Origin of the sequence: Streptomyces sp. FH025 (assembly GCF_017427025.1) — a bacterium.
GTDB lineage: Bacteria > Actinomycetota > Actinomycetes > Streptomycetales > Streptomycetaceae > Kitasatospora.
The window spans coordinates 1-2164 of sequence record NZ_JAFLNG010000984.1; the positions used below are offsets into that span (position 1 = coordinate 1).

Sequence of the window (2164 nt, forward strand, 5' to 3'; positions counted from 1 at the left end):
GCCCTGTCGGGCCGAGCCTGCCGAGATCCTGCTCACCGGCGCCACCGGCTTCTGCGGCTCCCACCTGCTCCACACCCTGCTCACCACCACCCGGGCGCGTATTCACTGCCTGGTCCGCGCGCGGGACGAGGAGGGCGCGCTGGAGCGGCTTCGAGCCTCCCAGCAGCGCTACCTGCTACGGGACTTGGCGGACCCCAGGGTGGTTCCGCTGGTCGGAGACCTCGCCCTGCCGCGCCTCGGGTTGGCGGACCATCGCTTCACCTGGCTGGCGGAGCACCTGGACGCGGTGTACCACCTCGGAGGGCGGGTCAACTTCCTCTACCCGTACCACCAGTTGCGGGCGGCCAACGTCGGTGGCACCCGGGAGATAGTCCGCCTCGCCGGGCACACCCGGGGCGTGCCCGTGCACTACCTCTCCACCCTCGCGGTGCTCGCCGGGTTCGGCGCGGCCGGCGTCCGGGAGGTCACCGAACGGACGCCGCTCGCGTACCCGGACCGGCTCGGCGTCGGCTACGTCGAGAGCAAGTGGGTCGCCGAGCAGCTGCTGCACAACGCGGCGGCGGCCGGACTGCCGGTCACGGTGCTGCGCACCAACGACGTCACCGGGGGCCTTGAGACCGGCGTCATGAACACCGGCACCGAACTCTGCGCGCTGATCCGCTACTTCGCCGACAGCGGAACCTTTCCGGCGGTGCAGCTGCCGCTCGACTTCGTCCCGGCCGACCGTCTGGCCCGCGCGATGGCGTACATCGCGGCCCACGCGCCCGCCGACGGCGAGGTCTACCACCTCACCTCGCCGGAGCCGGCCGACCTCGCGGACCTCGCCGACCGGCTCCGGGCACGCGGCCACCGGATCGACCAACTGCCGTACAGCGAATGGGTTCAGCGGCTGGTCCGGTTCGCCGCCGGGCACCCGACGCACCCGGTCACGCCGTTCGTCCCGCTGTTCGTGGACCGCGCGCCGGGAAGCGAACTCTCCATCAGCGAACTGTACTTCCGGCCGACCTTCCCCCGGTTCGACCGGGCGAAGGCCGAGGCGGCGCTGGAGGGGAGCGGGATCGAGCTGCCAGCGGTGGATGCCGGGCTGCTGGACCACTACCTGGGGCGGCTGGAGGCGGACGGATTCCTGGGGGCGGCCGGGCGCGCGGGGGCGGCCGGGTGAGTGCCTTCGACGGCCTTGACGTCCAACTCGCCCCGGCGGACGGTCCGGTGGCGTTCGGCGGGAGGCTGGACGCGGGCGAGCTGCTGGCGGCGTACCGGCGGGGCCTGTTCCCGCTACCGGCGGCGGACGTGTACGCGAGCGCGTACAACGAGGCCAGGTACGGGGGCGCGGACGGGGTGGCACTGCTGCCGGGCGGGGACGATCCGTACGCGCTGGCGTGGTGGTCGCCGGACCCCAGGCCGGTGCTGCGGCCCGACGGCGTACGGCTGCCGGGCCGCCTCGCCCGACGCCTGCGCAACCGGGCGCAGCGGTGGATGACGACGGCGGACCGGGCCTTCGGCGAGGTGCTCGCGGCCTGCGCCGAAGGTCGTCAACCGGTCTGGCTGACAGCGGAGTTGGCATCGGCACTGGTGGAGCTGAACGCGCTCGGCGCGGCGCACAGCGTCGAGGTGTGGGAGGGTGAGGAGCTGGTCGGCGGGGTGTTCGGGGTGGTCGTCGGGCCGGTGCTGAGCCTGGACTCGATGTTCCACCGGCGGTCCGACGCCGCCCGGGTGGCCGTCGCCGACCTCGGGGCGCGGTTCGGCGCGGCGGGTGGGCGGCTGCTCGACGCGCAGTGGGACGGGCCGCACGTGCGCAGCCTCGGGGCGGCGCCGATGGCGCGCTCCCGGTACCTCGCGGAGCTGGCGGCGGCCGCCCGGACGGGCCCGCTGCCGGGGGATCGGCTGCCCGTCGCGCGGCTGGTCTGACCTGCGGTTTCATTGGCTCCCGGCCAGTCATTGGCGTGTTTTCGACAAACTTATTCCTCGTCAGTAACATGACGCCGCGTGTTCAAACCCTCGATAGGCAGGGCCGCCGGCCCCGCCCTCCTCACCCTCATCCTCGCCGGGACCGCCGCGTGCGGGCCGACCAGCCCCGGCACTCCGCAGGCCGCCGTCGCGCCGGTGGCCGCCACCGACTCCGCCGACGCGGACCGGGCCGCGACCACCGCCGGGGGCAGCCCGG

The 2164-nt window shown here is 74.3% G+C and carries 2 protein-coding genes; both read left to right on the forward strand.

Annotated elements, in window-relative coordinates:
- Nucleotides 1-1162: thioester reductase domain-containing protein (locus J0670_RS36445; protein WP_207817041.1), on the forward strand; the 1162-nt coding region annotated here is incomplete at its 5' end.
- A complete protein-coding gene (locus J0670_RS39745) occupies nucleotides 1159-1908 on the forward strand; it encodes a leucyl/phenylalanyl-tRNA--protein transferase (RefSeq protein WP_207817043.1) in 750 nt (249 codons plus the stop codon). The genes J0670_RS36445 and J0670_RS39745, both read left to right, overlap by 4 nt.
- Nucleotides 1909-2164: the final 256 nt, after the last annotated feature.